This is a genomic window from Streptomyces sp. NPDC001890, from assembly GCF_042891445.1.
Taxonomy (GTDB): Bacteria; Actinomycetota; Actinomycetes; order Streptomycetales; family Streptomycetaceae; genus Streptomyces.
On sequence record NZ_JBIATE010000002.1, the window covers coordinates 1,138,429 to 1,164,838 of the forward strand.

At 71.4% G+C, this 26,410-nt stretch carries 18 protein-coding genes; 14 read left to right on the top strand and 4 right to left on the bottom strand.

Annotation, left to right across the window (positions count from 1 at the left end; genetic code table 11):
- Nucleotides 1-38: 38 nt before the first annotated feature.
- The 4 genes from ACFYY1_RS11255 to ACFYY1_RS11270 all read left to right on the top strand — a co-directional run bounded on the left by ACFYY1_RS11255 (nt 39) and on the right by ACFYY1_RS11270 (nt 6,737).
- Nucleotides 39-2,165 carry a phosphocholine-specific phospholipase C gene (locus ACFYY1_RS11255; protein ID WP_388583382.1) on the top strand — a complete coding sequence of 709 codons (2,127 nt, stop codon included), beginning with the start codon at nt 39-41 and terminating at the stop codon, nt 2,163-2,165.
- Between the two features lie 67 nt (nt 2,166-2,232).
- Entirely contained in the window at nt 2,233-3,723 is a 1,491-nt protein-coding gene (locus ACFYY1_RS11260) for a hypothetical protein (RefSeq protein ID WP_388583384.1), read from the top strand.
- A 222-nt stretch (nt 3,724-3,945) separates the two neighbouring features.
- Nucleotides 3,946-6,183: an MMPL family transporter gene (locus tag ACFYY1_RS11265; RefSeq protein ID WP_388583385.1), complete on the top strand. Its 2,238-nt coding sequence runs from the start codon at nt 3,946-3,948 to the stop codon at nt 6,181-6,183.
- On the top strand, nt 6,183-6,737 hold the full coding sequence (locus ACFYY1_RS11270) for a GNAT family N-acetyltransferase (RefSeq protein WP_388583503.1): 555 nt from the start codon (nt 6,183-6,185) through the stop codon (nt 6,735-6,737). The genes ACFYY1_RS11265 and ACFYY1_RS11270 overlap by 1 nt, the downstream gene beginning before the upstream one ends.
- Before the next feature lie 78 nt (nt 6,738-6,815).
- On the opposite strand, the gene ACFYY1_RS11275 is transcribed toward ACFYY1_RS11270, so the two are convergent.
- Nucleotides 6,816-9,311, bottom strand: coding sequence for a helix-turn-helix domain-containing protein (locus ACFYY1_RS11275; RefSeq protein ID WP_388583387.1), 2,496 nt, complete (start codon nt 9,309-9,311; stop codon nt 6,816-6,818).
- Nucleotides 9,312-9,570: 259 nt separating this feature from the next.
- Between ACFYY1_RS11275 and ACFYY1_RS11280 the strand changes: the two genes are divergently transcribed.
- The 5 genes from ACFYY1_RS11280 to ACFYY1_RS11300 all read left to right on the top strand — a co-directional run bounded on the left by ACFYY1_RS11280 (nt 9,571) and on the right by ACFYY1_RS11300 (nt 16,328).
- Complete coding sequence (locus ACFYY1_RS11280) at nt 9,571-9,810, top strand: hypothetical protein (protein ID WP_388583389.1); 240 nt, start codon at nt 9,571-9,573, stop codon at nt 9,808-9,810.
- Nucleotides 9,811-9,875: 65 nt separating this feature from the next.
- Nucleotides 9,876-11,135: a serine hydrolase domain-containing protein gene (locus ACFYY1_RS11285; protein WP_388583390.1), complete on the top strand. Its 1,260-nt coding sequence runs from the start codon at nt 9,876-9,878 to the stop codon at nt 11,133-11,135.
- Between the two features lie 110 nt (nt 11,136-11,245).
- Complete coding sequence (locus ACFYY1_RS11290; RefSeq protein ID WP_388583392.1) at nt 11,246-12,337, top strand: alpha/beta hydrolase; 1,092 nt, start codon at nt 11,246-11,248, stop codon at nt 12,335-12,337.
- A 114-nt stretch (nt 12,338-12,451) separates the two neighbouring features.
- Complete coding sequence (locus ACFYY1_RS11295; protein ID WP_388583394.1) at nt 12,452-13,087, top strand: hypothetical protein; 636 nt, start codon at nt 12,452-12,454, stop codon at nt 13,085-13,087.
- Nucleotides 13,088-13,163: 76 nt separating this feature from the next.
- Nucleotides 13,164-16,328, top strand: a complete 3,165-nt coding sequence (locus ACFYY1_RS11300; RefSeq protein WP_388583396.1) for an AAA family ATPase — start codon at nt 13,164-13,166, stop codon at nt 16,326-16,328.
- Between the two features lie 10 nt (nt 16,329-16,338).
- Here ACFYY1_RS11300 and ACFYY1_RS11305 read toward each other — a convergent pair whose 3' ends face one another.
- From ACFYY1_RS11305 to ACFYY1_RS11315, 3 genes are all read right to left on the bottom strand, one after another.
- Nucleotides 16,339-16,620 (bottom strand): DUF6191 domain-containing protein, encoded by a 282-nt coding sequence (locus ACFYY1_RS11305; protein WP_388583504.1) that lies wholly within the window; start codon nt 16,618-16,620, stop codon nt 16,339-16,341.
- A gap of 32 nt (nt 16,621-16,652) precedes the next feature.
- Nucleotides 16,653-17,831 (bottom strand): PQQ-dependent sugar dehydrogenase, encoded by a 1,179-nt coding sequence (locus ACFYY1_RS11310; protein WP_388583398.1) that lies wholly within the window; start codon nt 17,829-17,831, stop codon nt 16,653-16,655.
- Between the two features lie 162 nt (nt 17,832-17,993).
- A complete protein-coding gene (locus tag ACFYY1_RS11315; RefSeq protein WP_388583400.1) occupies nt 17,994-18,986 on the bottom strand; it encodes an aldo/keto reductase in 993 nt (330 codons plus the stop codon).
- A 133-nt stretch (nt 18,987-19,119) separates the two neighbouring features.
- Between ACFYY1_RS11315 and ACFYY1_RS11320 the strand changes: the two genes are divergently transcribed.
- The 5 genes from ACFYY1_RS11320 to ACFYY1_RS11340 all read left to right on the top strand — a co-directional run.
- Nucleotides 19,120-20,100, top strand: a complete 981-nt coding sequence (locus tag ACFYY1_RS11320; RefSeq protein ID WP_388583401.1) for a 2-hydroxyacid dehydrogenase — start codon at nt 19,120-19,122, stop codon at nt 20,098-20,100.
- Between the two features lie 275 nt (nt 20,101-20,375).
- Nucleotides 20,376-23,204 carry a putative bifunctional diguanylate cyclase/phosphodiesterase gene (locus tag ACFYY1_RS11325; RefSeq protein WP_388583506.1) on the top strand — a complete coding sequence of 943 codons (2,829 nt, stop codon included), beginning with the start codon at nt 20,376-20,378 and terminating at the stop codon, nt 23,202-23,204.
- Between the two features lie 216 nt (nt 23,205-23,420).
- Complete coding sequence (locus ACFYY1_RS11330; RefSeq protein WP_266729520.1) at nt 23,421-25,277, top strand: acetolactate synthase large subunit; 1,857 nt, start codon at nt 23,421-23,423, stop codon at nt 25,275-25,277.
- A gap of 22 nt (nt 25,278-25,299) precedes the next feature.
- Nucleotides 25,300-25,827: an acetolactate synthase small subunit gene (ilvN, locus tag ACFYY1_RS11335; RefSeq protein ID WP_266729519.1), complete on the top strand. Its 528-nt coding sequence runs from the start codon at nt 25,300-25,302 to the stop codon at nt 25,825-25,827.
- Nucleotides 25,828-25,951: 124 nt separating this feature from the next.
- Nucleotides 25,952-26,410 (top strand): NAD(P)-binding domain-containing protein (locus tag ACFYY1_RS11340; RefSeq protein WP_388583404.1); only part of this gene is annotated, 459 nt, incomplete at its 3' end.

Below are 26,410 nucleotides of genomic sequence, written 5' to 3' on the forward strand. Positions count from 1 at the left end.
AGCTTCCCGGCTGTACGACCTGACTCGGGAGGCTCAACTTGACCACGGACATTTCACGGCGACGGCTCTTCGCGCTGGGCGGCGGCGCGCTCGGCGCCGCGGCGGCGGGGTCGCTGCTGCCGCCTTCGCTGCAGGCCGCGATCGCCGCGCAGCCGGCACACTCGGCGGGGTCCGGTGGCCGGGACGGGCTCGGGGCCATCAAGCACGTGGTGATCCTGATGCAGGAGAACCGTTCCTTCGACCACTACTTCGGGACGCTCCGGGGCGTACGCGGCTTCGGTGACCGCAACGCCGTCGAGCTGCCCTCGGGCAAGCCGGTCTTCGAGCAGCCCGCGGCGCTCGGCACCTCCGTGCTGCCGTTCCCGGTGCGCGACGCCGCCGAGACGCAGAAGAAGGACCTCCAGTACATCGGCGCGCTCGACCACTCCTGGAACGGGGGCGGCAAGGCGTGGGCCGGCGGGTGGATGAACGGCTGGGTGAGCGCGAAGACGGCCGCCACCATGGCGTACTACGACCGCCGCGACATCCCGCTGCACTACGAACTGGCCGACACCTTCACGGTCTGCGACGCCTACCACTCCTCCATCCACACCTCGACCAGCCCCAACCGCAACCACCTGTGGAGCGGGAAGACGGGCAACGAGCCGAACGGCAGGCGGGCCGTCGGCAACGACGCGTACAACGAGGGCACCCACCCCGGCTACGACTGGGGCACGTACGCGGAGCGGCTGGAGAAGGCCGGGCGCAGCTGGCGCACGTACACCGAGTGGGAGAACTTCACCGACAACCAGATCGAGTTCTTCGCCACCTTCAAGGCGGTGGCCCGCAAGGCGCTCGCGAAGACCGGCGGGCACACCTTCATGGAGTCGTTCTACGCCGCGGTGCGGGACGCCGACGCCACGGAGCGCGAGCGGCTGTTCGGCCTGCTGGAGGAGGGCGTCGCCACCCTCGACAAGAGCGAACGCAGCCTGTTCGAGCGGGCGTTGCGCCGGGTGGAGACCGGAACGCTGGCCGACGAGTTCGCCAAGGACGTGGCGGCGGGCACCCTGCCCGAGGTCTCCTACCTGGTGCCCTCGGCCGTCGACTCCGAGCATCCGAGCGTCTCCTCGCCGATCCACAGCGCGACGATCGTCTACAAGGTCCTGGACGCGCTGGGCAAGCACCCCGATGTGTGGCGGCACACCGCGGTCTTCATCAACTACGACGAGAACGACGGCTTCTTCGACCACGTGCCGCCGCCGGTCGCCCCGCCCGAGGTGTCCGAGGAGCAGTGGGAGGGCAAGCCCACCGGTCTCGGCATACGCGTGCCGATGCTCGTCGTCTCGCCGTGGACCATCGGCGGCTACGTCTGCTCCGAGGTCTTCGACCACACCTCCGTCGTCCGCTTCCTGGAGCGCTGGACCGGGGTGGAGGAGCCGAACATCAGCGACTGGCGGCGCACCGTCACCGGCGACCTGACCTCGGCCTTCGACTTCTCCCGTGCGCGCCGCCGGCCCGAGGTGGAACAGCCGGGCGCCATCCCGCCGTTCAGTGGCCGCTGGTCGCCGAAGCCGCCGGCCGTGCAGCACATGCCCGTGCAGGAGCCCGGCGCACGCCCGGCCCGCGCGCTGCCGTACCAGCCGGACGCGCAGGCGTCAGTGGTGGACGGCGCGGTGCGGGTGGATCTCAGCAACACGGGGCGCTCCTCGGCGCACTTCGCGCTGTATCCGTACGCCGGTGAGTTCCCCGTACCGCAGCACCGGGACGTGAAGGGCACCGCGCAGTGGACGGTGCCGGTCACCGGCGAGGCCTACCGGTTCACGGTGACGGGGCCCAACGGCTTCCGCCGGGAGTTCGCCGGGCCCGCGAAGGACGGCGCCTCGGCCGGGGCCGAGGTGGCCTCGCGGGTCGACGCCCGTGAGCGCGATCTGCACCTCACCCTGCGCAACACGGGCCGGACCACGCTCACCTTCACGGTGCGGCCGCTGGGCTATGTCGACGATGCGGACCTGCAGGACTGGACCCGGACCGTCAAGGTCAAGCCGGGGCGCAGCCGCACGGTGGTGCACTCGGCGGCCGACGCGCACGGCTGGTACGACCTGGACGTCACCGTCGACGGGGACGACGCGTTCCGGCGCAGGCTGATGGGGCACATCGAGAACGGCCGGGCGAGCGTCTCGGGCTGACGGACCGTCCGGCAGGTTCTTCGTACGGGAGTTCGGTGCCCGCCGGAACCACCACGACGCGGCCCGCGTGTCCTTGATCATGACCGAACTGATCGAGAAATGGACCGACGTCACGGCGGGGTCCGCCCCCGAGGACGCGGACCCCGTCGTCCTGGAGTGCGCCCGCCTGCTCGCCGCCGAACCGGACGGCGAGCAGGCTGTCCTGCTGACCTTCGGACTGGTGGGCATGGCGCCGTACGTCCTCGGGCGACGCGGCGCGGCCGTCGAGCGGGCCGTGGTGGACGCGCTCGGCGCCGCCGCCGAGGCCATGGACGAGCAGGTTCTTCAGGCCGGCGGGTGCGGGCACGAGGCCCATCCGTACACCGACAGCCTGGAGGAGTGGGACACGGACGCGGCCGGGCTGCTCGACGCGCCGGACGTCGAGATCCCGCTCGATGAGTGGGACGAGGCCGAGATCTGCCCCCGCAATGCCGCCGGATGGGCGCGGACGGCCGCCGATGTGATCCTGCCGGGCAGCACGGACGGCATCCCCGAGATCGTCCCCGAAGACCACCGGAGATACATCCGCAGCCTGGGCAGTGTGCTCAACGACTATCCGAACGGTGATCCGTTCTGGGACCTGGACATCCACGCCGTACCGAACAGCGACCTCTCCCGGGCCGCTCTCGCCGGCTATGTCGTCGTCGCCCATGCGAACTGCTGGTACGCGGGGTCGGGCCGGATCAGACAACGGTCGCTGCTCGACGACATGATCGAGGGCCTGGAGTCCGTACTGCCGCTGCTGCCGGACGAGGCCTGCGCGCACGAGGACGGCGAGCACCCGGCACTGCGCTCCGGCGGCGAGGAGCAGGCCTCCGAGGGCATCCACCTGCAGAGCCCCGGCGGCCGGTCCGTCCTGCGCGAGGAACACGCGGACGGATACGGCGCCTCGCTGGAGGCATGGACCTGCACCACCTTCCTGCGCGCCCTCGCCGTCGAGGCCCGCGACCATCTGCGCGAAGCGGTCGACAGGCTCTTCGGCACCCGGGAGACGGCGCATCTGGACACGGTGTATCTGCGCCCCGACGGCCGGCTCGACATCAAGCCGCTGAGCGAGCGACATGTCCCGTTCAAGGACGAGACGGCCTCCGAGGAGGCGGCGCTCTGGGCGGCCCGGCGGTACGAGAAGCTCGGCCCGGACGGACCCGCGCTCGACCGGACCGTCCTGCTGCTCCTGATGGCCACGGCGGCCGATTCCCTGGAGCTGTCGTACGGAATCGCCCGCGAGATCCTCGGCATCCTCCGCACCACTGCCGCCACCCTGCCCGGCGGCGCGTGCGACCACCCGGACGGCCACGCCCCCGGCCATGAGCGCACGTCCGACCGCGTGGCGCGCATCGCGCACCTCTACGCCCCCGACGCGGGCCCCGCCCCCGGTCCGGACTCCGGCCAGGGCTTCAGCGGCGAGGTGCTGACCTGCCCCGTCCATCTGGCGGAGGTCGTGAGGAAGGGCATCGCGGAGATCGAGGAGCAGTTCGAGGAGGAACTGGAGGCGGAGGAGGAACGACTGGCCGAGTGAGGCGGCCGGAGGCCGGGGCGACGCCGGGGCACGGTTGCGACGCGGCGCCACGGTTACGACGCGGCGCCACAGTTCTTCCTGCGGCCATTGTGAGTAAGGCCACGAAAGGGACAAAGGATCACTTTCGGCTGCCAGAGTGACGGTTCTCAGGGCATGCGTTCTTTGCCGCTCATGCATGTCCTGTGCTGTCGGGGAACCACGAACCAGCAGGGAGCATGTCCGTTGGCTGCCATCGCCCGCTGGTGCATCAGGCACCGTCTCATCGCCGTCCTCATCTGGCTGCTCGCCCTCGGCGGCGCCGCCACCGCGGCCGGCTTCGCGGGCTCCGCGTACTCCAACGACTACGAGGTGCCCGGCACGGAGTCCGGCCGGGCCACCGAGCTCCTCAGGGGCGGTTTCACGGATCTCGGCGGCGACACCGACACCATCGTCTGGCACACCTCCGACTCCACCGTGCGGGCCGACGACGTCCGGCAGACGATGACCCGGACCCTGCACGCGGTCGAGGAGCTGCCCGGGGTCGGCGCGGTCACCAGCCCGTACGGAGCCTCCGGCACCGGTCAGATCAGCGCCGACGGGCACACCGCGTACGCCACGATCACCTTCGACCAGCAGGTCGAGGACATCCCGGTGCAGCAGGCCGAGGCCGTCGTCGACACCGCGAAGGCGGCCGCCGCCGACCATCTCCAGGTGGAGCTGGGCGGCCCCGCCGTCGCCCTCACCGAAGCGCCGTCCGTCCACCTCAGCGAGGCCATCGGGGTCGTCGTCGCGGCGGTCGTCCTCTTCGTCGCCTTCGGCTCGCTCGCCGCCAGCATGCTGCCCATCGCCACCGCGCTGGTCTCCGTCGGCATCGCCTACGCCGGCACCGTACTGCTGGGCCATCTGATGACCGTCGCCGACTTCGCGCCCATGCTGGGCATGCTGATCGGGCTCGGCGTCGGCATCGACTACGCGCTGTTCATCGTCACCAGACACCGCAGAGGACTGCGCAGGGGCCTGTCGGTCACCGAGGCCGCGCAGACCGCCGTCGCGACGACCGGCCGTGCCGTCGTCTTCGCCGGGGCGACCGTCTGCATCGCGCTGCTCGGCATGCTGATCCTGCGGCTCGGCTTCCTCAACGGCGTGGCGATCGCCGCCTCGCTCACCGTCGTGCTGACCGTGGCCGCCTCCGTCACCCTGCTCCCCGCCCTGCTCTCCTTCATCGGGATGCGGGCCCTGAGCCGGCGCGAGCGCGGACGGCTCGCCGAGCACGGCCCGCAACCCGAAGTGCCCACGGGCTTCGCCGCCCGCTGGTCCGCCTTCGTCGAACGCCACCCCAAGCTGCTCGGGGCGTGCGCCGCCGTGGTGATGCTGGTCCTCGCGCTGCCCACCTTCTCCCTCCATCTGGGCACCTCCGACCAGGGCAACAACCCCGCCTCGTCGACCACCCGTCAGGCGTACGACCTGCTGGCCGACGGATTCGGCCCCGGTGTCAACGGGCCGCTGACCATCGCCGCGCAGCTGGACGGCGCGGACGACCGGCTCGCGATGGACGGGCTGCCCGCCACGCTGCGGTCCACCGAGGGCGTGGCCTCGGTCGGCCCGGTCACGTACAACAACAGCGGCGACACGGCCTTCGTCACCGTCGTACCGAAGTCGTCACCGCAGTCCGAGGAGACCAGCGCGCTCGTCGACCGGCTGCGTACGGACGTGCTGCCGGAGGCCGAGGCGAACACCTCGCTCCAGGCCCATGTCGGGGGAGTGACCGCCAGCTACGACGACTTCGCCCGGATCATCATCGGCAAGCTCCCGCTCTTCGTCGGCGTGGTCATCGGGCTCGGCTGTCTGCTCCTGCTGCTGGCGTTCCGCTCGATCGGCATCCCGCTGAAGGCCGCCGTGATGAACGTGGCCGCCGTCGCCTCCTCGTTCGGGGTCGTCGTCGCGATCTTCCAGTGGGGCTGGGGGAGCGAGCTGCTGGGGCTGGGCAGCTCGGGGCCGATCGAACCGTTCCTGCCGGTCATCATGGTGTCCGTGCTCTTCGGGCTGTCCATGGACTACCAGGTGTTCCTGGTGGGGCGGATGTACGAGGAGTGGCTGGCGACGGGGGACAACCGGCGGGCCGTCCGGGTGGGCCTCGCCGAGACCGGCCGGGTGATCAACTCCGCGGCCGTGATCATGATCTCGGTCTTCCTGGCGTTCGTCCTCAGCGGGGACCGGGTCATCGCCATGTTCGGGATCGCGCTCGCCGCCGCCGTCCTGCTGGACGCCTTCGTCCTGCGTACGCTCCTGGTCCCCGCGCTGATGCACCTGCTGGGCGGGGCGAACTGGTGGCTGCCGCGCCGGCTGGACCGGCTGCTGCCCCGGATCAGCATCGAGCCCCCCGAGCACGGCCTCCCGCATGACAAGATCCCGCAGGCGGCGCGATCGTCCGAGGCAGCGCAGCCCGCGCAAACGGTGGAAGCGGTTCGAGAAGGAGCATGATGTTCGCGATATCCCTGGGTGACGACGGAGCGGAGCTGCGTCCGCTGGAGATCTGGCAGGCCCAGGAGTTCCTGGACCACGTGGACCGGGCCCGCGAGCTCGTGGATCCGTGGATCCCCTTCGCCTCCTTCGCCACCGACCTGGAATCGGCGCGGGCGCTGCTGCGGCGGTACGCGGAGAAGCAGGCGGCGGACACGGGACGGATCTACGGCATCTGGCTGGAGGGCACGCTCGTCGGCGGCGTCCTGTTCCGGATCTTCGACGCCGAGTCGGGGAACTGCGAGATCGGCTGCTGGCTGGAGCCGGCGGGCCAGGGGCGCGGCCTGATCACCCGGGCGTGCCGGAAGCTGATCGACTGGGCGGTGTACGAGCGCGGGATGCACCGCGTGGAGTGGGTCGCCTCCGCCGCGAACACCGCCAGCACCGCCGTGGCCGAGCGGCTCGGCATGACGCGCGACGGGGTGCTGCGCGAGAACTACCTGTACCGCGGGGTGCGGCACGACTCGGAGGTCTGGGCGGTACTGGCCCCTCAGTGGCGCGCGCGGAAGGACTGAGCGCCGGCCGGGCCGGCCTTCATGCCCCGGGGCCGAACCGGGCCGGCCTTCATGCCCAGGGCCGAACCGGGTCGGCCCTCATGCCCCGGCGTCGAACCGGGCCGGTGCGTACTTGCTCTGGTGCTCGCGGTACGAGCGGGCGAGGTGGTGCTGGAGCCGGATGTGGCGGAACTGGTACACCGCGCCGGTCTGGCGCAGCACGCCCCGGCGGTACGCGTCGTCCAGGAAGGCCACCGTGTCCCAGGGCAGCTTGCCGGTCAGCGGCAGCCAGACCCGCGACAGGACCAGCCACCGTCCCCAGGCGGTGAACGAGAGCGCGTACGAGCACGTGCCGCCGATCCCGCCGATGGCACCGATGACGAGCCCGCCCGTCACGTCCCAGACCAGCGGTCCGAGGATTCCGTCGAGCAGATCGGTGATCAGGCGTCCGCCGACCGCGATGGCCAGGGTGAGCATCGGTACCAGTACGAGGACCTGCCGGAGCACCGTCGCGCGGTTCGCGGCCAGCAGACCGGCCGGGGTCGCCGCGGAGGCGACGTCCAGCGGCGCTTCGAGCACGGCCACGATCCCGAAGACGAGCCCGGCGCCCGCGCCGAAGATCAGGCCGAGGACCAGCATGTTGATGAGGGTGCCCTTGATCACCAGCTCGTTCGCGAGCGGGATCCCGTAGTACAGCCAGCGCTGAAGAGCGAGGGCTCCGGCGCATCCGACGCCCATCACGAATCCGCCCGGCAGGACGGCGCCGAACCGGGCGGCGAAGGTGCGCACCGGTCTGCGACCGACGCCGGTGCCCCCGCCGGGCAGCCGCAGCCGCACATGGGCGGGTTCGAAGGCCGTGGTGCCGAACCGCACCAGGATCGCGTGGACACATCCGTAGGCGAGCCCGGCGACCGCCCCCATCGAGCAGCTCGACATGAGGGCCTCGCCGATCGGGAACGGCACGTTGATCAGGTTGACGAACCACACGGCGAGCGTGACGCAGAGCGCCGAGGACACCGCCACCGACAGCAGTCGCGTGGACAGCCGCAGCGAATCACCGATCCGCCACCACGCGAGATCCTGCTGGTCGCCGTCGAGCCGGGCCAGATGGTGGGCGAGAAAGCCGAGCCAGCGCTCGGCGCGCTCCGGGTCGCGCTGCCGCTCCCGGCGGCCGGTGGCGCTGCGCTCGGCGACCCGGCGCCGGTAGACCGTCGGCACGAAACCCGCCAGCAGGTGTTCTTCGAGGGAGTTCTCGTCGGGGAAACGCTCGGCGTCCAGCAGCTCCGCCGGATTCCTGTCGGGCGCCTCGCTGTACATCGTGCGCGCCAGGATGACCATGAGCGGGGTGCTCAGGACCCTGGCCAGGGGGCCGGCCGCCCCGCTTTCCCGGGCGCGCAGCCGGTCCAGCACGGGGGGCCAGACCGGCGCGGTCCCGCCGTCGCCGCGGGGGACCGGCCGGGCCGTCCGGGGCAGGTAGTCGGAGAGGTCGTCGAGGGTGAGATCGGTCAGTTCGAGACCGGCGGCCCAGACCAGCGGGGCACCGGCCTCCTGGACGGCCTCGGCGAACTCACCGCGCCGGCTGGTCAGGACGAGCGGGAGCGAGGTGGCGTTGAGCACCTCCAGGGCCGTACTCCGCAGACCTTCCGCGATCTCGTCGAACCCGTCCAGGACCGGCAGCACGAGGTCCGCGTCGACCAGGGCGGCCGCCAGCGTCGACCCGTCGGGGGCCCGGCGGGTGAGATGCGGGTGGTCGCGCACCAGCCGGTCGATCAGCCAGTCCCGCAGCGCGACGGCCGTGGGATCCCAGGAGCCGATGCTGAAGACCACCGGCACCCGGTCGTGCGGCTCCCGGGCCTCCAGCTGGTCCAGGACGAACCTGATCGTCAGGATCGACTTGCCGGATCCGGCCCGGCCGAGGACCACGAGCCGCCCGGACCCGATCCGCCGGTAGACCTCGGCCACGCTGCCCAGATCGCCGCTCAGGTCCATGCGGTCCGGCGTCGCTCCCGGCGGCAGACGCTGGATGTTCTCCGAATGGTCGGTCAGCGATTCGGGGGCGTCCTGCCAGCGCACCGGAAGCGGAAAAGGGTCGTGCACCCGGCGGTGTTCCTCCTCGCGCTGCCAGCGGCGCCGGATTTCCCGGGCCAATTCGGTGGATGCGGTGACGAGTTCGCCGTGAACGGATGAATGGGTGGGGGTGGGGCGGACTTTTGGCCCGGAGTTCTGTACGGGATCCTGCCCGGGAATCTGCCCGTGATTCTGCTCGTAATCCTGCCCGGAGTTCTGCGCAGGTACGGATACGGATACGGATACGGGTACGGGGGCGGATTCGGGTACGGATTCGGGTGCGGGTTCGCCGGCCGGTTCGGCCTTCGACTTCGCGAGCGTGGCGGCGAGCTGCCGACGGTCCTCGGGCCCGGCCTCCAGCGCGTCCGCCAGCAGGTTCACCGTACCCAGCCGGTGATCGCTGGATCTGCCGTTCTCCAGTCTGCGGATCGTGCGCACGCTCACTCCGGACCGCGCCTCCAGCTGCTCCTGCGTGAGCCCCGACCGGTTGCGCAGCCGACGCAGCAAAGTGCCGAGCTGATCCGCCACTTCGACTTCCTTCCCCCACCGAGCGCGGTCGCGACGACCCTACCGGTGGCGACCGGTCATATATGGCCGGTCGCCTGTCCTGTTCGTGGATTGGCGTGAACAGCACGATCAGTGGTGCCTGGCCGGTGCGCCGACACGGGGCGGCGCACCTCGCCGGGCATCCGGGAAGCAGATGGCGTCCATGGGGCCGGAACGGCACCGGCATCGGACCTGATCGCCTCTCATGAATTTCTCCTGCTACGACTCATGAGGAGTTGACATGGTCTATCGATTCTGGTGCGGCGAATGCGGATTCAAGACGCCGTGGCTCGCCGAGTCCGAGGGCGCACAACGCCAACTGGATCACTACAACAAGCAGCACCCGGGAATTCTCGCCGGCGGCCATGTGGAGACCAATCGGAGAAATCCGCAGGGCAATCGCATCGGCGGGCTCGCCTGCCTCCAGGCGGCGGCAGTTCTCGTCCTTTTGCTGATCATCGCGGCCGCGTTTCGACGCTGAGACGCGACCGAACCCCACCAGACAGCCGGAATGACCGACCGAAAGGGACAGGAAAGAAAATGAGCATGCGCGACGAATCCGGAGCAGGTATCGAGGCCGGCACGGCGAACCGGTCCACCGGTGGCCCGGCCCGACGCTCCACGCGGGTGCGCGGGCACCGGCGTTGGCTGCTGCCGTTGGCCACCGCGGCCTGCCTGCTGATGACGGGTGTCGGCACGGCGACCGCCGCCGCCCCGGCCACCGGCTCCGCGACCGCCGAGTCCTCGACCGTCGCCGCCCAGACCCCGGCCGACATCCTGCAGGCCGGTGCCCAGCAGGGGGTCGCCGACGGGTACCCGGGCGTGATCGGCATGGTGCGGGACGGCGACACCACCCAGTACGTGCACGCGGGCGTCGGCGATCGCACGAACAAGGTGCCCGCGGACCCGAAGGCCAAGTTCCGGATCGGCAGCAACACCAAGGCGTTCACCTCCACCGTGCTCCTCCAGCTGGAGGGCGAGAAGAAGCTCTCGCTGGACGACACCGTCGCCAAGTGGCTGCCGGGAGCGGTCGCCGCCAACGGCTACGACGGCTCGAAGATCACGATCCGTCAGCTGCTCAACCACACCTCGGGCCTGCCCGACTACTTCCAATCCGTACTGATCAACGGGCCGTACTTCCTCAACACCAACCCGAGGGAGGTCTTCCCGCCGCAGAACCTGGTCAATGTCGCCCTCGCCATGCGCGCGCCGACGGCCCAGCCGGGCGAGAAGTTCGCGTACTCCAACACCAACTACGTGCTCGCCGGCATGGTGATCAAGGCCGTCACCGGTGAGGACACGGCCACGCAGATCCAGCGGCGGATCATCGAACCGCTCGGCCTGCGCGACACCAGCTTCCCCACTTCCGACCCCGCGCTGTACGGCAACTACCTTCACGGCTACGCGATCCGGACGATCTTCATCAACGACGCGACCGCCTCCAACGTGCAGGTCTTCGGCAGCGCCGGGGCCATGGTGTCGACCATGGACGACCTGGCCACGTTCTCCCGGGCGCTGATGACCGGAAAGCTCCTTGAGCCCGCGCAGATGACCGAGCTCAAGACCACCGTTCCCGTGACCGCCGACGCGGACTACGGGCTGGGCATCGTGCGTATGAAGCTGTCCTGCGGGAAGTCGGCCTGGGGACACAACGGCGCGGTGCTCGGCTACTTCAGCGAGTGGCTGAGCAGCGAGGACGGCACCGAGCAGGTGCTGCACACGAACAACGAGTACCACCTGCTCGCCGGTACCCCGGGACAGGCCCACACGGGCAAGGCCATGAAGGACGCGTTCTGCGCTCTCTGAGGACCGAGACCGGAAGGGCTCTCCCGGCGGCCGGGCCGATGCCCGGCCCGGCCGCCGGGCCCGGACCTTCCCCCACCGTGAGAGCCGCGCGCTCTCGGAGAGGACACCCGATGAGAACACCACGGACCACCTGGCGGAACCGGGCGCGAACGGCCGTGGCCGCCGCCGCGCTGACCATGACCGCGACCCTGACCGCCCCGCTCGCCCACGCCGACGGCGCCACCCCTCCGGTGCTGACCGACGGATTCGGCCTGACCCAGGTCGCCGGGGGCACCGAGGTGCACTCGGACACCGACTTCACCATCACCGTGACCACCCCTCAGGTGGCCGGGAAGCACAAGATCCGCATCTTCCTGCCCAGCGGCTACCGGGCCGACCCGGACAAGCGCTGGCCGGTGGCGTACTTCCTGCACGGCGGGCCCGGAAGTCCGGACGACGCCGCGGCCGTCCCGGCGCTGCGCTCGGACTCGATGATCACCGTCGTACCGGACGGCGGCCGCAAGGGCTGGTACGCCGACTGGCTCATGCAGAACACCGCCGAGGGCGCCGCGAACTGGGAGACCTTCCACCTGAAGCAGGTCGTCCCCTTCATCGACGCCAATCTGCGCACCCTCGCCGACAGGGGCCATCGGGCCGTCACCGGCCTCTCGATGGGCGGGTTCGGCGCCCTGCACTACGCCGAGGCCCGGCCCGATCTCTTCGGCCATGTCGCCTCCCTGTCCGGCGGCATCGACTTCGGCATGGCGGAGGTCCGCGCGGCGGTCCTGGCCACCGAGCTCAACATCACGGGCGCGTGGTGCGCCGTGAGCACCTCCACCCCGTCCGGGACGGGCCAGTGCACCGGTTACGGGCCCACGGTCGACAGCGACGCGATCTTCGGCTCCCCGTACCCGGTCCTGAACGCGGACCGGATCTGGAAGGCGGTCGACCCCGCCGCCCCGGCCAATCTGGCCAAGCTCGCCGACACCGATGTCACGCTCTACACCGGCGACAACGACCTGATCGACCACTTCACGGCGATCGCCGCCAGGAACGTCAAGACCCGCATGGACACGCTCGGTCTGACCAGCCGCCTGGTCGACTACGGCAACGGGGCGTCGCTCGCTCCCAGCTGCGACGGCGGCCACAACTACGGCTGCTGGGCGCCGGCGTTCGCCGACTACGTACCCCGCCTCCAGAAATCCTTCGACGCGGCGGGCTGACCGGACGACAACGGCCCCGGCAACGACCCCGGCGGGCGGACGCTCGCCGGGGTCCTCCCGTGGCGGCGGCGCTTCGGGCGGACGTTAAGAGGGTTCTCATACGGGCCGCCTAGCGTGCGCAACATGAACCCCAGGACCCCCACGAGCCCCACCGTTCCCGCCGATCCTGAAGCAACCGCAGCAGCAGAAGCATCCGACGCCGAGGAGACCGTGTCCGAGGAGACCGTGACCGAGGAGACCGTGACCGAGAAGGCCGCGGCCGAGGACGCCTCGAACGACCTGGACCCGGAAGACCTGGACCTCGACAACCTGGACGACCTCGACGACGACTCCGGCAAGGAGCCCTCCGGCCTCGGCGCGGCCGCCGCCTCCGTGGTCGCGGCCGGTCTCGGTGTCGTCGCGCTCACCGGGTCCTGGACCGGCAAGATCGCCGCCGAGCGCGAGACCCTGATCGGCCAGATCAAGACCGCGAACGGCGGCACCGCCGCCCAGCAGATCTCCGAGATCTACGGCGACGCCTGGCACTCCACCGCCCTGGTCAACGGGCTCTTCGCCCTGCTCGCCCTGCTGGTCGCGGTCTTCGCCCTGGTCCGTCCGGCCTTCGGCGCACCCTCCGCGCACCCGCAGCCCGGCTGGGTCCGCGCCGTGGCGACCGCCGGCATCGTGCTCGGCGCCCTCGGCCTGCTGCTCTCCCTCGCCATGTACTTCGACCTCATCGTGGCGCTGCCGACCGCTACCGCCGCCTCGTAGGGAATCCGGCCGAGGGGCCGGTGAGCAGCGACCGGAAGCGATTCGTCCACGCCGCGTGAGGCCGGACCCGTGTGCGATGCTCGGCGGCGTGGAGACCCGGTCCGTCAGTCCCGTGTTCGTCGGCCGCGAGGGCGAGTTCGCCTCGCTCGTCGACGCGCTCGCCCGCGCGCAGGGCGCCGGGGGCCCGGACGGGGCCGACGGTCCGGGCGCACCGCAGGCGCTGCTCATCGGCGGCGAGGCGGGGGTCGGCAAGACCCGGCTGGTCGAGGAGTTCCTCGCGGCAGCGGTGCGCCGCGACGCGGTCGTCGCCGTCGGCGGCTGCGTCGAGACCGGTGCCGACGGCCTGCCCTACGCCCCGTTCTCCACCGCGCTGAGGGCCCTGCGCCGCACCCTGCCCGCCGAGCTCGCCGCCGCCTGTGCCGGACAGGAGGGCGAACTGGCCCGGCTGCTGCCCGAACTCGGCGAGGCCGACCGGGACGCGAGCGACGAACACGGCACCGCCCGCCTCTTCGAGCTCACCGCCGGACTTCTGGAACGCGTCTGCGCCGAACGCGCCGTCGTCCTCGTACTCGAAGACCTGCACTGGGCCGACGCCTCCACCCGCCACCTCCTCGCCTACCTCTTCCGCACCGTGCGCAACGGCCGCCTCGTCGTGATCGGCACCTACCGCTCCGACGACATCCACCGCCGCCACCCGCTGCGCCCCCTCCTCGCCGAACTGGACCGGCTGCGCACCGTCCACCGGATCGGACTCGCCCGCTTCAACCGTGCCGAGGTGCGCCGCCAGCTCACCGGCATCCTCGCCACCACCCCCGAGGACGCCCTCGTCGACGAGATCTTCGAACGCTCCGACGGCAACGCCTTCTTCGTCGAGGAACTCGCCCGCAGCCTGGAGAGCGGTGACCGCTCCCGGCTCTCCGACTCATTGCGCGACCTTCTGCTCGTACGCGTCGAAGCGCTCCCGGAGAACGCCCAGCAGATCGCCCGGATCGTCGCCGGGGGCGGTTCCGCCGTCGAGTACGAGCTGCTGGCCGCGGTCGCCGGGCTCGCCGAGGACGACCTCATCGAGGCACTGCGGGCGGCCGTCGGCGCCAACCTGCTGCTCGCCACCCCGGAGGGCAACGGCTTCCGCTTCCGGCACTCCCTGGTACGCGAGGCCGTCAGCGACGACCTGCTTCCCGGCGAGCGCTCCCGGTTCAACCGGCGCTACGCCGAGGCCCTGGAGGCCGACCCCACCCTCGTCCGCGCCGGGGAGCGCGCCACCCGGCTCGCCAGCTACTGGTACGGCGCACACGAAACCGCCAAGGCCCTGCCCGCCGTGCTGAAGGCCTCGGTCGAGGCCCGCCACCGCCACGCGTTCGCCGAACAACTCCGGCTGCTGGAACGGGCGATGGAGCTGTGGGGCGACTCCCCCGAAGACGTACGCGACACCCTGCGCCCCATCGACTACGCCGAGAGCTACCCGATCTGCAGCCGCGACGCCGACGCCACCCCGCTGAGCTGTCTCGACCTCATGGCCGAGGCCACCGTCGCCGCCCGGTTCGGCGGGGAGCGTGAACGGGCCCTGGCCATCGCCAAGAAGGCCATGCGCGTCCTGGAGGGCGAGCACGACCCGCTGCGCGCCGCCTGGTTCTGGGGCCAGCGCTCCCGGCTCGTGCAGGAGCTCGCCCGGGGCGACGGATGGCAGGAACTGGCCAACGCCCAGGAACTCGTCCGCGGACTGCCCCCGTCCGTCGTCCACGCCGACGTCCTGGCGAGCGTGGCGGGGTGGGGCGCCCTGCACCGCCCCGGCGCCGAGTCGCTGCTCGCCGTCGACCGGGCCGTGGAGTACGCCCGGCTCGTCGACGACGAGTACACCGAACTGCACGCCCGGCTCACCCGCGGCGCGCTCACCGCCGAGGCGGGCGGCGTCGACGAAGGCATCGCCGAGATGTACGCCGTCCGCGACCGCGCCGACGAACTGCACCTGGTCGGCATCATGAGCCGGGCCGGCATCAACCTCCCCTCCACCCTCGAATCCATGGGCCGCTCCCTGGAGGCCGTGACCGCCGCGGACCACGGCATCGCGATCAGCCGCAGCCACGGCATCGCCGACATGGAGGCAGGGGTCCGCTGCAACCGGGCGGCCTCGCTGTTCTCCCTGGGGCACTGGGACGAGAGCCGGGCCACCACCGACGCCGCTGCCCGCGCCGCCCGGTCCGCCAAGGCGCAGGGACTGGTGGCCTCGTGCCGCACCGAACTCGCCCTGGCGCGGGGCGACCTGGCCGAGGCCGAGGAGCAACTCGCCCTGACCCGGCGCTGTTTCGGCTCCAGCGACCCGCAGCCGCAGCACCTCATCGCCCCCGCGCGTCACGCCATGGCCCTCGCCGCGCAACAGGGCCGACTGGCCGACGCGCGGGCCGAGTTCGAGACCCGGTCGGCGCAGGGCTTCCCGCCCGGCACCCAGCGGTACGCCCTGCCACTGCTCCATGTCGCCGCCGCGGCCGAGGCCGACGCCAGGGGCCTGCCCGCCGCCGGCCCCGGCCGGCCGGCGATCCTGGCCGCCATCCGCGCCCACCTGAAGCAGCTGCCGATGCTCGTTCCCGTCTGGGCCGCCCACGGTCTCCTCGTCGACGCCGAGCTGGCCAGGGCCGAAGGGCTCGACACCCCCGGCCACTGGTCCCGCGCGGCCGCCGCCTTCGTGCCGCTGCACCGCCCGTACGAGCTGGCCCGGATCCAGCACCGCTGGGCCGAGGCCCTCCTCATCGCGGCCGGCGACCGGTCCACCGTCACCGCTTTGTTGCGCGAGGCCCACCGCACCGCCCTACGGCTCGGCGCCCGCCCGCTCGCCGCGGCCATCGAGCTGCTGGCCGGCCGCGCCCGCATCGCCCTCACCACCCCGGACCACGGCACCGCCCCCGAGATCCCGGCCGCCGTCACCGTTCCCGGTCCCGGCGGCGTCCGCACCCCGGACGGCACCGGCGACGACGCGGTGGATCCGGAGCGCGCCGAGGACCGCCTGCGCGAGGCGGCCGCCGCCGCGGTGGAGTCCTTCGGCCTGACGAGACGCGAACAGGACGTGCACCGGCTGGTCGCCGAGGGCCACACCAATCGCAGGATCGCCGAGCAGCTCTACATATCGCCCAAGACCGCGAGCGTGCACGTCTCCAGCATTCTCGCCAAGCTCGGCGTCTCCAGCCGGGGCGAGGCGGCCGCCCTCGCCCACCGGCTCCGCCTGTACCCGTCCCGGAGCGATATCTGACGGGGCCCGCTCAGGACTCCACGTCCGATCCGTTCCTGTCCGATCCGTCCCCGTCCGAGCCGTCGGCGTCCGCGCCGGTACCCGCATCCGCATCCGCGCTCGTGCCCGCATCCGCACTCGTGCCCGCCTCCGCACCGGGCGCCCTGACGACGACCTTCCCCGATGCCAGGTCGATCGGCCCGCGCCCCGGGTCGCCGACGCCGAGATCCACCCGGCTCAGCTCCAGCCGCTTCTGCTCGTCGGAGGTGTGCTTGCGGCCGGGGGCGAAAAGTTCCTCGAAGAAGTTGAACACCAGCCGCACGCCCTTTCGCCTGCTGTAGCCGCTTATCGCACCGCCAGCACCAGGATCCTGTCGTCTCCCGGCTTCGGGGTGCCACGGGTGTCCGTATTGCTCGTGACGAGCCAGAGCTTGTCGCCGCCCGCGGCGAGCACGGTACGCAGGCGGCCGTACTTACCCTCCAGGAACGGCTGCGGGGCCGCCAGAGGTTCCTTCGTGCCGCTGCCGGACAGCGGAATCCGCCAGAGCCGCTTGCCGCGCAGGCCGGCCATCCAGATCGAACCCTTGACGAAGGCGATCCCGCTCGGGGACGCCTCGGACGTCTTCCACTGTGCCACGGGATCGATGAAACCCTTCTCTCCCGCCTTGCCCTCGGCCTCCGGCCAGCCGTAGTTCCCACCCGGCTCGATCCGGTTCAGCTCGTCCCAGGTGTCCTGGCCGAATTCGGACGCCCACAGCTGCCCCTGCCCGTCCCAGGCCAGCCCCTGCACATTGCGGTGCCCGTACGAATACACCACGGAGTCGGCCTCCGGGTTTCCGTGCAGCGGCTGCCCGTCCGGGGTCATCCGCAGGATCTTGCCGGCCAGCGACTTCTTGTCCTGCGCGAGGCCGTCGTCGCCCGTCTCCCCGGTGCCCGCGTACAGCATGTGGTCCGGGCCGAAGGCGATCCGCCCGCCGTTGTGGATCGACCCCTTGGGGATGCCGCGCAGGATCGTGTCCGGCGCACCCAGCTGCCGGCCGGGCGTCGTGCCGTTCTCGTCGTACTGCATGCGGGCGATGCGGTTGTCGGACTCGGTCGTGAAATACGCGTACACCATGTGGTCCGAGGCGTACGTGGGGGAGACCGCGATCCCCAGCAGCCCGCCCTCACCGGCGGGCGACACCCCGGGCACCTCGCCCAGCAGGGTCTTCTCGCCGGTCTTCGCGTCGATCCGGGTGATCGTGCCCTTGTCGCGGGAGGAGACCAGCAGATCGCCGCCGGGCAGCTCGGCCAGCCCCCAGGGCGACTCCAGGCCCTCGGTGAGCGTCGACACCACCTTCACCGAGCCCTTGACGGGCGGCAGGGACGGCGAGGCGGACGGCTTCGGGGCCGACGGGCCCGGGGCGGCGGGGGAGGAGGAACCGGCGACCGGTGGCGTCCCGTCGACGCCCGCCATGCTGCCGGAGCCGCCGCCCGAGGAACACCCCGCGCTCAGCGCCAGCGAGCCGGCCGCCAGCACGGCCACCGTCCCGCGGCGCAGGCCCCGTCCCCGCGGCCCGGCAGGTCCTCGTACAGATCCGAACAGAACACCGCGCACAGCATCGATCCCTTCGACGGCCACCTGACTACCGTTCTTACACCGCGGCCCCGCCCCGGGGCTCCCGAAGCCCCCGAGTGCCGGTCGTTCTCAGTCCCACGACCCCTGAGCAGCGGGCAGGGCGGCGATCTCCGCCAGGTCCCGCGCGGTCAGGGTCAGCCCGGCGGCCCCCGCGTTCTCCACCGCCCACCGCTCCCGCTTGGTCCCCGGCACCGGCACCACGTGCGGCCCCTGCCGCAGCACCCAGGCCAGCGCCACCTGCGCGGCAGTCGCCCCGTGCCGCTCGGCGATCCGCCGCAGCCCGACGACCACCGGCTGGTTCGCCGCCATCATCTCCGCCGTGAACCGGGGATGCCGGGCACGCAGATCCTCCGGCTCGAAACCCTGCCCGGGTGTCAGCGTGCCGGTCAGATAGCCGTTGCCCAGCGGCATCGCCGCCAGCAGCCCCACACCCCGTGCCGAACACCACGGAAGCAGCGACTCCAGCGCCTGGGGCGACCAGACCGAGAGCTCCGCCTGCACCGCGCTCACGGGGAAGACCTGCTGCACCCGGTCCAGCTGACGGATCGTTTCGTCGTACATCCGCGAACCCGGCCGGCGCGAGGCCCGGGCCCCGACCGCGCAGAGGCCGAGCGCCCGCACCTTCCCGGCGGTCACCAGCTCCGCCATCGCACCCCAGGTCTCCTCGACGGGCACCTCGGGGTCGGCCCGGTGCAGCTGGTACAGATCGATCACATCGGTCTGGAGCCGGCGCAGCGAGGCGTCGCAGGCCCGCCGCACATAGCCGGGACGCCCGTTGGCCACGATGTGCTGGTCGCCCACCAGCAGCCCGCACTTGGTGGAGACGAACGCGTCCGACCTGCGGCCCTTCAGCGCCCGGCCCACCAGCAGCTCATTGGTGAACGGGCCGTACATGTCGGCCGTGTCGAGCAGTTGGACACCCGCGTCGAGCGCGGCGTGCACCGTGCGCAACGCACGGTCACCGCGCTGCTGCGAGGCGCTGTACGCCCAGCTCATCGGCATGCAGCCGAGACCGACCGCCCCCACGGCGAGCGCCGCCGCACCGAGACTCCTGCGCTCCAACTCCCCGATCCTCCCCAGGCCCCGCCGTCCGGCCGGGCCCACGCCCCGCCGTCCACCGGACCGCACCGCACCCCAAAGTAACCTCTGCCGTCCGCCGCCCCTCGCACGGCCTCCGCCGATTAGCCTCCTGACCATGACGAAGACTCCCGATGACGCGAAGACCCCCGACGTGACGAAGACGCCCGACGTATGGATGCCGTTCCCCGCCGACGAGATCGAAGGGCTCCCCGAGGGGCTCAACTACCGCTTCTGGGACGGCGGACCGGACTACCCCGCAGACCCCGCCGAGTGCGCCTTCTACGTGGTGCCGTACATGAAGGGTTCCGCGGTCGCGGTCCGGCCGCTCGGCGGCATGGCGGGCGTCCGGGTCGTGCAGACGCTCTCCGCGGGCATCGACCACGTCGAGCCGGGGCTCGGTCTGCTGCCGGCCGGCGTGCTGCTGTGCAACGCCAAGGGGGTCCACGAGGCGTCCACCGCGGAGCTCGCCCTCACTTTGATCCTCGCCTCCCTGCGCGGCGTTCCCGGATTCGTGCACGGCCAGGAGAAGGAGGAGTGGCGGTCCGGGTTCTATCCCGCGCTCGCCGACAAGTCCGTGCTGATCGTGGGGTACGGATCGATCGGCGCCGCCATCGAGGACCGTCTCGCGCCCTTCGAGTGTGCGCGGGTGACGCGCGTCGCGCGCTCCGCGCGGACGACCGCACGCGGTCCCGTACACGCGCTCGGCGATCTGCCCGCCCTGCTGCCCGAGGCCGATGTCGTCGTGCTGTCCACCCCGCTGAACCCTTCCACGCAGGGGCTGGTCGGCGCGGAGTTCCTCGCCGCGATGCGGGACGGGGCACTGCTCGTGAACGTCGCCCGGGGCGGCGTCGTCGACACCGGGTCGCTGCTGCTCGAACTCCAGTCCGGCCGGCTGCGTGCCGCCCTCGACGTGACCGACCCGGAACCGCTGCCCGCCGGCCACCCGCTCTGGCATGCTCCGAACGTTCTGATCACCCCTCACGTGGGCGGCAGCACGTCGGCCTTCCTGCCGCGGGCCAAGCGCCTGCTGGCCGGGCAGCTGAATCGGTTCGCCGCGGGCGAGCCGGTGGAGAACGTGGTACGCACCATCGGCTGACCACGCTGCGGAGGCCCGCCGTCGCACACTGTTCCGAACAACTCCCGGATCGTCACGGAGAGTAGATGGGCTATGTCCCTGTGTGACGAGTCTGGTGTATCGTCCCGAAAGGGGCGCTGCGCCGTGGAAGGGACGGCGCCGGGGAGGACGCGACACGCGAGGGGGCGACGGGCGATGTACGGCCGATGGGTGCACGATCCGACACTGCCGGGCAGCCGACGGGGACCGGCGGGACGCCGGGTGCGCGCGCACCCGACGACACCGGGGGCGCCCCGGTGAGCGCGCCGGCCACCGCTCTCGGGGCGCTCCTGACCCGGAGGCCGGCCGTGGGCGGCGTATCCACGCTGGTCTGGCAGATCCTCCTCGGCGTCGTCTGGGCCGGATACGCCGTGGGAGCGGCCCTCGGCTGGGGCTCGCAGCAACTGGCGTTCATCATGGGGGATTTCGGGCTCAGCACGGCGGCGCTGATCGCCGCCGTCTCCTGCTTCCGCTACGCACGGGCCGGCGCCAGCCGGTTCCGGCCCGCCTGGCTGCTGTTCGCGCTCTCCTCGTTCATGGCCTCCGCGGGCAACGCGGTCTGGGGCTGGTACGAGGTGGTGCTCGGGCTCCCGGTGCCCACCCCCTCCCTGGCCGACGTCTTCTTCCTCTGCTTCGCGCCGCCCGCCATCGTCGGGCTGCTGGTCCTCGCCAAGCGCCCCGTCACCAGGGCCGGCTGGGTCTGTCTCGCGCTGGACTCCTGGCTGATCGGCGGATCGCTGCTCACGCTCTCCTGGAGCCTCGCCCTCGCCCACACCGCGCATCTGGCCGAGGGTACGAGCGTGGCCCGGGCGGCGCTGGCGCTGGCCTATCCGCTGCTCGACATCGTGCTGGTCTCCATGGTGCTGGCGCTGCACTTCCGGCGCTCCAACGTCAACCGCTCCGCGGTGAACACCGCCGTCGCCGCACTCGCCCTGACGGTCCTGTCCGACGCCCTGTTCACCTCACCGCTGCTGCGCCAGACCTACCATTCCGGCCAGATGCTGGACGCGGGCTGGTTCGCCGGCTCCCTGCTCCTCGCGTACGCGCCCTGGGGCGCCAACAAGGCCGCGGACAACGCCTTCCCGCCCCGGAGCACGCAGCCCACCAGCCGCCCCATCGCGGGCTCGCTGGCCGCGCTGACGCCCTATCTCGCCGCCGCCGTCTGCACCCTCGGCATCCTGTACAACGCCGTCGAAGGCCGCCGGGTGGACCGCGTGGTGATCCTCACCGGCTGCACGGTGGTCCTCGCCCTGGTCGTACGGCAGGGCATCATGCTCGTCGACAACATCGCCCTCACCCAGGAGCTGGCCCAGAAGGAGAACCACTTCCGCTCCCTGGTGCAGGGCTCCAGCGACGTCATCATGATCGTCGCCCCCAACGGAGTGCTGCGCTACGTCAGCCCCGCCGCCGCCGGGGTGTACGGGCGCGAGGCCGACGAGCTGGTCGGCGCCGAGCTGTCCTCGATCATCCACCCCGACGACCTGGGGCGGGTGGTCCACGAGGTGCGCCGGTTCCTCGCCGCCCCGCCGTACGAGGAACCCACCACCCGGATCGAGTGCCGCTTCAGGTCCGGCACGGGGGACTGGCTCAACGTCGAATCCACGGCCAACCGCCACCAGGGCGGGCTGATCCTCAACAGCCGTGACGTGACCGAACGGGTCCGGCTCCAGGCCCAGTTGCAGCACAGTGCCGAGCACGACCCGCTCACCGACCTGCCCAACCGGGCCCTGTTCACCAAGCGGGTCCGCCAGGCCCTCGGCGGTCGTCGCTCCGGCGACTCCGGAACCGCCGTCCTCTTCATCGACCTCGACGGCTTCAAGGCGGTCAACGACCGCCTCGGCCACCAGGCGGGCGACGAGCTCCTCATCCAGGCCGCCCGCCGCCTCCACGAGTCGGTCCGGGCCGGCGACACCGCCGCCCGCCTCGGCGGCGACGAATTCGCGACGATCATCCTCGGCGACGGCACCCGCGACCAGCCCGCCCGGGAGTGCCAGGTCCACGAGATCGCCGACCGGCTGCGGCTCACGCTCTCCCAGCCGTACCGGATCGGCGCCGGCGAGGTCCGGGTCGCCGCGTCCATCGGGGTCGCCTTCGCCGAGCCCGGCATCACCCCCAGCGACCTCATGCGCAACGCGGACCTCGCCATGTACCGCGCCAAGGCGGGCGGCAAGGGCCGGGTCGAGCTGTACGCTCCGCAGATGCAGGCCGACGTGGTGCGCCGCTCCGAGCTGGCGGCCCGGCTGCGCACCGCCCTGCGCGACGGCGAGTTCGCCCTGCTCCACCAGCCCGTCGTGCACCTCGCCACCGGCCAGGTCGCCGCCGTCGCCGCCCAGGCCCGCTGGCGCTCCGCCCAGGGCATCCTGTTCACCCCGGCCGAGTTCCTCCGCGTCGCCGAGGACGGCGAGCGCACCGCCGAGCTCGGCCGCTGGCTCCTCGAAGAGGCCGTCGAGCAGGCCGCCGACCGGGCCAGGGCCGGACACCCGGTCTCCGTCGCCGTGCGGCTCTCCGCCCGACGGCTGCTGGACAAGGGCACGCCGTTCGGTTCCGTCGAGGCGCTGCTGACGCGGCACGGCCTGCCCTCCGGCGCCCTGATGATCGAGGTCGCCGACAGCGACCCCCGGATCTCCTTCGACGACCTGGAGCAGCGTCTCGTGGCCCTGCGCCGCAGCGGTGTCCGTATCGCCCTCGATGGCTTCGGCAGCGGCTACGCCGCGATCAACGCCCTGCGCCGCCTCCCCATCGACGTACTGAAACTGGACCGCGGTCTCGTCGAGGGCGTGGTGGAGTCCGCCCGGCTGCACAAGATCACCAGCGGCCTGCTGCGGATCGCCTGCGATCTCGGCGTGCAGTCCGTGGCCGACGGGGTCGACGTACCGGAGCAGGTCCTCGCGCTGCGCGCCATGGGCTGTACGCACGGCCAGGGAATGGCCTTCTCCGGGCCGCTCGACGAGTACCGGTTGCGCCGCGCCCTGGCCCGCGGCGAGTTCCCGGTGCCCGGCAGCACCATGGCCCAGCCGGTCCTGACGGGCAGCTCGATCCCGCTCCTGAGCGGCTCACATGCTGAGACGCCCGTCCCACCCACTTGACACGTCGAGTGCGTCGGAGAGAGGGTCATTGCCATGCGCACCCGAATTCTCGTACTTGGAAAGCGCGTCGGCTGAAGCAGAGCCCCTCATGGCACTCTGCAGACCACACCGACGCGCTCCCCTCGCTTGCCTCACGGCACGAGGGGTTTTTTGTTGCACCAGCACCACGCAAACTGTTGCAAAACACCCGCAGAAACCCTCAGCTTCGAGAAGAGAATGCCGATGACCGAGCAGGCCACCGGGGCCCACCATCCCCAGCCGCGGGCCCGTAACGGCGGATCGTCCTCCGCCACCGTTGAGCACGTCACGGGCGCGCAGTCCCTCATCCGCTCCCTTGAGGAGGTGGGGGCCGACACGGTATTCGGCATTCCCGGCGGCGCCATCCTTCCGGCGTACGACCCGATGATGGACTCCACCCGCGTCCGTCACGTGCTGGTCCGCCACGAGCAGGGCGCCGGACACGCGGCCACCGGCTACGCGCAGGCCACCGGCAAGGTCGGCGTCTGCATGGCGACCTCGGGCCCCGGTGCCACCAACCTGGTCACCCCGATCGCCGACGCCCACATGGATTCCGTCCCGCTGGTCGCGATCACCGGCCAGGTGGCCTCCAAGGCGATCGGGACCGACGCCTTCCAGGAAGCCGACATCTGCGGCATCACCATGCCGGTCACCAAGCACAACTTCCTGGTGACCAGGGCCGAGGACATCCCGCACACGATCGCCGAGGCCTTCCACATCGCCTCCACCGGCCGTCCGGGCCCCGTCCTCGTCGACATCGCCAAGGACGCCCTGCAGGCGCAGACCACGTTCAGCTGGCCGCCGACCCAGGACCTGCCCGGCTACCGCCCGGTCACCAAGCCGCACGCCAAGCAGATCCGCGAAGCCGCCAAGCTGATCACCCAGGCCAGTCGGCCGGTGCTGTACGTCGGCGGCGGCGTCATCAAGGCGGGGGCCACCGCCGAACTGAAGGTCCTCGCGGAGCTCACCGGAGCGCCCGTCACCACCACCCTGATGGCGCTCGGCGCATTCCCCGACAGCCACCCGCTGCACGTCGGAATGCCGGGCATGCACGGTGCGGTCACCGCCGTCACCGCGCTGCAGAAGGCCGACCTGATCGTCGCCCTCGGAGCCCGCTTCGACGACCGCGTCACCGGCAAGCTGGACAGCTTCGCCCCGTACGCCAAGATCGTCCACGCCGACATCGACCCGGCGGAGATCGGCAAGAACCGGGTCGCCGACGTCCCGATCGTCGGGGACGCCCGCGAGGTCCTGGCCGACCTCGTCCAGGCCGTCCAGGCCGAGCACACCGAGGGCCACGTGGGGGACTACGAGGCCTGGTGGAAGGACCTCAACCGCTGGCGCGACACCTACCCGCTCGGCTACGACCTGCCCGAGGACGGCAGCCTCTCGCCGCAGCAGGTCATCCAGCGCATCGGACAACTCGCCCCCGAGGGAACGATCTTCGCGGCGGGCGTCGGCCAGCACCAGATGTGGGCCTCGCACTTCATCCAGTACGAGCAGCCCGCCACCTGGCTGAACTCGGGCGGCGCCGGAACGATGGGCTACGCGGTCCCGGCCGCGATGGGCGCCAAGGCCGGCATGCCCGACCGCACCGTCTGGGCGATCGACGGCGACGGCTGCTTCCAGATGACCAACCAGGAACTCACCACCTGCGCGCTCAACAACATCCCCATCAAGGTCGCGATCATCAACAACGGCGCGCTCGGGATGGTCCGCCAGTGGCAGACCCTGTTCTACAACCAGCGGTACTCCAACACCGTGCTGCACTCCGGCGCGGACACCGAGGGAGTCCCGGCGAAGGGCACCCGCGTCCCGGACTTCGTCAAGCTGTCCGAGGCCATGGGCTGCTACGCGATCCGCTGCGAGGACCCGGCCGACCTGGACAAGGTCATCGAAGAGGCCAACTCCATCAACGACCGCCCCGTCGTGATCGACTTCATCGTCCACGAGGACGCCATGGTGTGGCCGATGGTCGCCGCCGGCACCTCCAACGACGAGGTCATGGCCGCCCGCGGGGTCCGTCCCGACTTCGGCGACAACGAAGACGACTGAGAGACAGAGAGAGACCGACTCCATGTCCACCAAGCACACGCTCTCCGTCCTGGTCGAGAACAAGCCCGGTGTCCTCGCCCGGATCACCGCCCTGTTCTCCCGCCGCGGCTTCAACATCGACTCGCTCGCGGTCGGCACCACCGAACACCCCGACATCTCCCGCATCACCATCGTCGTGAGTGTCGAGGACCTGCCCCTGGAGCAGGTGACCAAGCAGCTCAACAAGCTGGTCAACGTCCTGAAGATCGTCGAACTCGAGCCGGCCGCTGCGATCCAGCGCGAGCTCGTCCTGGTGAAGGTCCGCGCCGACAACGAGACCCGCTCCCAGATCGTCGAGATCGTCAAGCTGTTCCGCGCCAAGACCGTGGACGTCTCCCCGGAGGCCGTCACGATCGAGGCGACCGGCGGCGCCGACAAGCTGGAGGCCATGCTCAAGATGCTGGAGCAGTACGGCATCAAGGAGCTGGTCCAGTCCGGCACCATCGCCATAGGGCGCGGCGCGCGCTCGATCACCGACCGTTCGCTGCGCGCCCTCGACCGTACGGCGTAGCGCCTGTCCGCCGGACAGGCCCTGAACCCGCCGCCTCGCCGCTCGTATGGCGAGACCCGAAAACGTATCTGACGCACCCCGCCGTACGGTGGGACGCAACACCTGCACACCAAGGAGAAACCCAGTGGCCGAGCTGTTCTACGACGACGATGCCGACCTGTCCATCATCCAGGGCCGCAAGGTCGCGGTCATCGGCTACGGCAGCCAGGGCCACGCCCACGCGCTGTCGCTGCGTGACTCGGGTGTCGACGTCCGGGTCGGTCTGCACGAGGGGTCGAAGTCCAGGGCGAAGGCCGAGGAGCAGGGCCTGCGCGTGGTGACGCCGTCCGAGGCCGCGGCCGAGGCCGACGTCATCATGATCCTGGTCCCGGACCCGATCCAGGCCCAGGTCTACGAGGAGTCCATCAAGGACAACCTGAAGGACGGCGACGCGCTGTTCTTCGGCCACGGTCTGAACATCCGTTTCGACTTCATCAAGCCGCCGGCCAATGTCGACGTCTGCATGGTCGCGCCGAAGGGCCCGGGTCACCTGGTCCGCCGTCAGTACGAGGAGGGCCGCGGCGTTCCGTGCATCGTGGCCGTC